Below are 4,929 nucleotides of genomic sequence, written 5' to 3'. Positions count from 1 at the left end.
CGTCAACTACACGGCCCTGCTGCAGAAGGTCTACAAGGACTTCGGCTTCACGGACATCATCTACAAGGTGGCGACGCGGCCTGATGCACGCATCGGCTCCGACGAGGTCTGGGACAAGGCCGAGTTCGCGCTGATGGAATCACTGCGCGCGTCGGGTGTGGAGTTCATCATCGCTCCGGGCGATGGCGCTTTCTATGGCCCCAAGATCGAGTACACGCTGAAGGATGCGCTGGGTCGCCAGTGGCAGTGCGGCACTATGCAGGTGGACTTCTCGATGCCGGGGCGTCTGGGCGCCGAGTTTGTCGACCAGGATGGCCAGCACAAGACGCCGGTGATGCTGCACCGGGCCATCGTTGGCAGCCTTGAGCGCTTCATCGGCATCCTGATCGAACAGCATGCCGGCGCGCTGCCCACCTGGCTGGCTCCGACCCAGGTGGTGGTAGCAAATATTACCGATGCGCAGGCCGACTACGTTGCGGAAATTGTGAAATCGCTGCAAAAACAAGGAGTTAGGGTGGCGAGCGATTTGCGGAACGAGAAAATCACGTATAAAATCCGCGAGCATTCTTTGCAGAAGGTTCCGTTCATCCTGGTCGTCGGCGACAAGGAGAAGGCAAACGGGGCCGTCGCGGTGCGCGCCCGAGGCAACCAAGACCTGGGTGTGATGTCCCTGGACAGCTTTGTTGAAAAGCTCTCGGCTGACATTGCTTCCAAGGCCTGAGTGGTTCGATCAGGGCGCGCTTTTGCTTGTGTTTGGGCCTCCCGCCTTGGGGTCCATTGAAAGGTATGCACCATCGCTACTTTTGCTGACCGTCGTGCGATTCCCGAGCGCAAGCATCGGCTGAACCGTGAAATTCTTGCTCCCGAAGTCCGTCTGAACGGGCCGGAAAACGAGCCTCTGGGCATCGTGAGCATCCAGGAAGCCCTGCGCATGGCGGGTGACCTGGACGTGGACTTGGTCGAAATTTCCGCCACTGCGACACCCCCTGTGTGTCGTCTGATGGACTACGGAAAGTTCAAGTACATCGAGCAAAAGCGCGCAGCCGAGGCGAAAGCCAAGCAGAAGGTCATCGAGATCAAGGAAGTCAAGTTCCGTCCGGGAACGGACGAGGGCGACTACCAGATCAAGATGCGCAATCTGCGTCGCTTCATCGCGGAAGACGGCGACAAGGGCAAGGTCACGTTGCGCTACCGCGGTCGTGAAATCACGCACCAGGACATCGGCATGCGCCTGCTTGAGCGGATTCGCGATGAGTTGTCGGACGTGGCCGTGGTCGAGAACATGCCCAAGCTGGAAGGCCGGCAGATGATCATGGTTCTTGCGCCGAAGAAGCGTTGAGCCTCCGGCCCGCGGAATCCGCGGGCCCGCCCCCCGAGGGGCGCAAATCCAAGTGGGCGTAGGCCCTTTTGGATTTGCAGACCGGCCGCTCTTGGGAGCGGCCTGGCGAGCGGCCGGAAGGCCGTGCGCCCTTGCGGAGTTCAGGCCCGTCGATCTGGTCGTCGGCGGGCTTATTAGTCTCCAGAGGCTAGCAAGTGTTGCGAGTCCCGCAACCGCCCCTGGGACATCTTAAAAGGAGCAATAACATGCCCAAAATGAAGACCAAGAGCAGCGCGAAGAAGCGTTTTCGCGTGCGTCCGGGTGGTACCGTCAAGCGCGGTCAGGCGTTCAAGCGCCACATCCTGACCAAGAAGACCACGAAGAACAAGCGTCACCTGCGTGGTACGACGACTGTGCACGAAACCAACATGGGTCACATCGCTCAGATGCTGCCCTTTGCTGGCCTGTAATTCCACCATTTAACTAAAGGAGATTTAATATGCCTCGCGTTAAACGTGGTGTTACCGCACGTGCTCGTCACAAGAAGGTCCTGGCTCTGGCCAAGGGCTTCCGTGGTCGTCGCAAGAATGTCTTCCGCATCGCCAAACAGGCGGTGATGAAGGCAGGCCAATACGCCTACCGTGACCGCCGTGCCAAGAAGCGCGTGTTCCGTGCGCTGTGGATTGCCCGTATCAACGCGGCAAGCCGTGGCCTGGGTCTGAGCTACAGCAAGTTCGTTGCAGGCCTGAAGAAGGCCCAGATCGACATCGACCGCAAGGTCCTGGCCGATCTCGCCGTCAACGATCCGGCTGGTTTTGCCAGCATCTTTGCCAAGGTGAAGGCCGCTCTCGCTTAATTGCTGCCAGCGCCCTCAGGGGCGCTGCGGCTGCCTCGGCTTCTGGCCGAGGCGCGCCTTTAAAGGCCGACACCCTGGTGCTCGGCCTTTTCTCATTCTTACGTACCGAATACTCTGAGTCGCCCCGCGATGAACGACCTCGATCAACTGCTAGAGACAGCGGCCGCCGAATTCGCCGCTGCTGCCACGCCCGCCGACCTGGAGAACGCCAAGGCCCGATTTATCGGCAAGAGTGGCCAGGTGACCGAGCTGATGAAGGGCCTGGCCAGCCTGACGGTCGAGGAAAAGAAGACCCGCGGCGCGCAGATCAACCAACTCAAGACCGGCATCGAGGCCGCGCTGAACGCGCGCCGCCAGGCCATGGCCGATGCCGAGCTCGAGAAGCAGCTGAAGGCCGAGGCGCTCGATGTCTCGTTGCCGGGTCGCCAGCGCGGAACCGGCGGCCTGCACCCGATCACCCGAGCGATGGAGCGCATCGAGGCCATCTTCGGCTCGATGGGTTTTGACGTCGCCGATGGCCCTGAGATCGAGAACGACTGGTTCAACTTCACGGCGCTGAACACGCCGGAAGATCATCCGGCCCGTTCCATGCACGACACCTTCTACATCGAAGGCGGTCATGTGCTGCGCACCCACACCAGCCCGATGCAGATCCGCTATGCGGTGCAGCACGTGAAGAAGCACAAGGCGCTGATCGATGCCGGCCAGCCCATGCCCGAGATCCGTGTCATCGCGCCGGGCCGCACTTACCGCGTGGACAGCGACGCCACCCATTCGCCGATGTTTCATCAGGTCGAAGGCCTGTGGGTGGGCGAGAACATTTCCTTCAAGGACCTGAAGTCTGTCTACGTGAATTTCATGCAGCAGTTCTTCGAGACGACGGACATGGAAATCCGTTTTCGCCCCAGCTATTTCCCCTTCACGGAGCCCAGTGCCGAGATCGACATGATGTTCGGTGCCGGTCCGCTCAAGGGCCGCTGGCTGGAGGTCTCGGGCTCGGGCCAGGTGCACCCTCAGGTGATCCGTAATATGGGCCTGGACCCAGAGCGTTACATCGGCTTCGCTTTCGGCTCGGGCATCGACCGCCTGGCCATGCTGCGTTACGGCGTTGGCGATCTCCGCCTGTTCTTTGATGGCGACCTGCGCTTCCTGAGTCAATTCAAGTGACCCGGCAAGTGGTCGCTGAAGCCCCGTCATCGAACGCCTGAAGAGTACAGAACATCATGCAATTCCCCGAGTCCTGGCTGCGCAGTTTCTGCAATCCTGCGTTGAGCACCCAAGAGCTGGCCGAACTCCTGACCATGTCGGGTCTGGAAGTCGAAGAGTTGCGCCCGGTGGCGCCACCTTTCGGCGGCATCGTCGTTGCCGAAATCCTGACGGCCGAGCAGCACCCCAATGCGGACAAGCTGCGCGTCTGCACAGTCAATGCAGGCGGGCCGGAGCCGCTGCAGATCGTTTGCGGCGCACCCAATGCGCGAGCCGGTATCAAGGTGCCGCTGGCCACTATCGGGGCCGAGCTGCCGCCTGGTGAAGATGGCGAGCCGTTCAAGATTGGCAAGGGCAAGCTGCGCGGCGTCGAGAGCTTCGGCATGCTCTGTTCGGCTCGCGAGCTCAAGCTCAGCGAGGACCATGGCGGGCTGCTCGAATTGGCCGCCGATGCGGTGATCGGTCAGGACATTCGCGAGCATCTGAAGCTCGACGACATGCTGTTCACCTTGAAGCTGACGCCCAACCTGGCGCATTGCCTGAGCGTCTATGGCATTGCCCGTGAGGTCTCGGCTCTGACGGGCACGCCACTGCAGGCTCCCAGCTTCCCGCCCGTTCCGGTTAAGCACCAGGACAAGCTGCCGGTGCGCGTGGAGGCGGCCGATCTGTGCGGTCGTTTCTCGGGTCGCATCGTGCGCGGGGTCGACACGAAAGCCAAGACGCCTGACTGGATGGTTGAGCGTCTGGCGCGTTGTGGCCAACGCTCGGTCTCGCCGCTGGTGGACATCTCCAACTACGTGATGTTCGAGCTGGGCCGGCCATCGCACATCTTCGATCTGGACAAGATCCACGACGAGCTTGTGGTGCGTTGGGGCCGCAAGGGCGAACAGCTCAAGCTGCTCAATGGCAACACGATCGAAGTGGATGAGCAGGTCGGCGTGATCACCGACAGCCGTCAGGTCGAGTCGCTGGCCGGCATCATGGGTGGCGACGCTACCGCGGTGTCCGATGACACCAAGAATGTCTACGTCGAGGCTGCCTTCTGGTGGCCCAAGGCCGTGGCCGGACGCTCGCGTCGCTACAACTTTTCGACCGACGCCGGTCATCGCTTTGAGCGGGGTGTCGATCCGGCGCAGACTGTTGAGCACATCGAGCGCATCACGCAGCTCATCCTGGACATCTGCGGTGGCCCGGACACGGTTTGCGGCCCGATGGACGACCATGTCGTGGCGATGCCGGAGCGCAAGCCGGTGGCGTTGCGCGTCGAGCGCGCCGCCAAGGTGATCGGCATGCCCGTCACGCAGGCTGATTGCGCCGGCGTGTTCAAGCGGCTGGGTCTGGAGTTCAGCGAAGCGCCGGGCGTGATCACCGTGACGCCACCAAGCTGGCGCTTCGACATCCAGATCGAGGAAGACCTTATCGAGGAAGTGATCCGCGTGCTGGGCTATCCCAAGCTGCCTGACACGCCGCCGCTGGCCCCTGTCGTTGGCAAAGTGCGCTCGGAGTCGCGCCGCGCGGTGCACGCGCTGCGCCATGCGCTGGCTGCGCG

6 protein-coding genes are annotated in these 4,929 nt (G+C 61.9%); all 6 read left to right on the top strand.

Going from position 1 to position 4,929, the window contains the following annotated elements:
- A partial coding sequence (locus tag ACIQ67_RS19580) for a His/Gly/Thr/Pro-type tRNA ligase C-terminal domain-containing protein (RefSeq protein WP_397536049.1) occupies nucleotides 1-721 on the top strand: 721 nt, incomplete at its 5' end.
- A 72-nt stretch (nucleotides 722-793) separates the two neighbouring features.
- A complete protein-coding gene (gene infC / locus ACIQ67_RS19575; protein WP_397536050.1) occupies nucleotides 794-1,339 on the top strand; it encodes a translation initiation factor IF-3 in 546 nt (181 codons plus the stop codon).
- A 245-nt stretch (nucleotides 1,340-1,584) separates the two neighbouring features.
- Nucleotides 1,585-1,788, top strand: coding sequence for a 50S ribosomal protein L35 (gene rpmI, locus ACIQ67_RS19570; RefSeq protein WP_137943977.1), 204 nt, complete (start codon nucleotides 1,585-1,587; stop codon nucleotides 1,786-1,788).
- 29 nt (nucleotides 1,789-1,817) lie between these two features.
- Nucleotides 1,818-2,174, top strand: coding sequence for a 50S ribosomal protein L20 (gene rplT, locus ACIQ67_RS19565; protein WP_397536048.1), 357 nt, complete (start codon nucleotides 1,818-1,820; stop codon nucleotides 2,172-2,174).
- Between the two features lie 129 nt (nucleotides 2,175-2,303).
- Nucleotides 2,304-3,341 (top strand): phenylalanine--tRNA ligase subunit alpha, encoded by a 1,038-nt coding sequence (locus tag ACIQ67_RS19560; RefSeq protein ID WP_397536047.1) that lies wholly within the window; start codon nucleotides 2,304-2,306, stop codon nucleotides 3,339-3,341.
- Nucleotides 3,342-3,397: 56 nt separating this feature from the next.
- The coding region (gene pheT / locus ACIQ67_RS19555; protein WP_397536046.1) for a phenylalanine--tRNA ligase subunit beta at nucleotides 3,398-4,929 on the top strand (1,532 nt) is incomplete at its 3' end.

The organism is Roseateles sp., assembly GCF_044373315.1.
Lineage (GTDB): Bacteria > Pseudomonadota > Gammaproteobacteria > Burkholderiales > Burkholderiaceae_C > JACDQM01.
The sequence above is the reverse complement of the archived record's forward strand: the minus strand, read 5'-3'. Positions and strand labels throughout refer to the sequence as shown.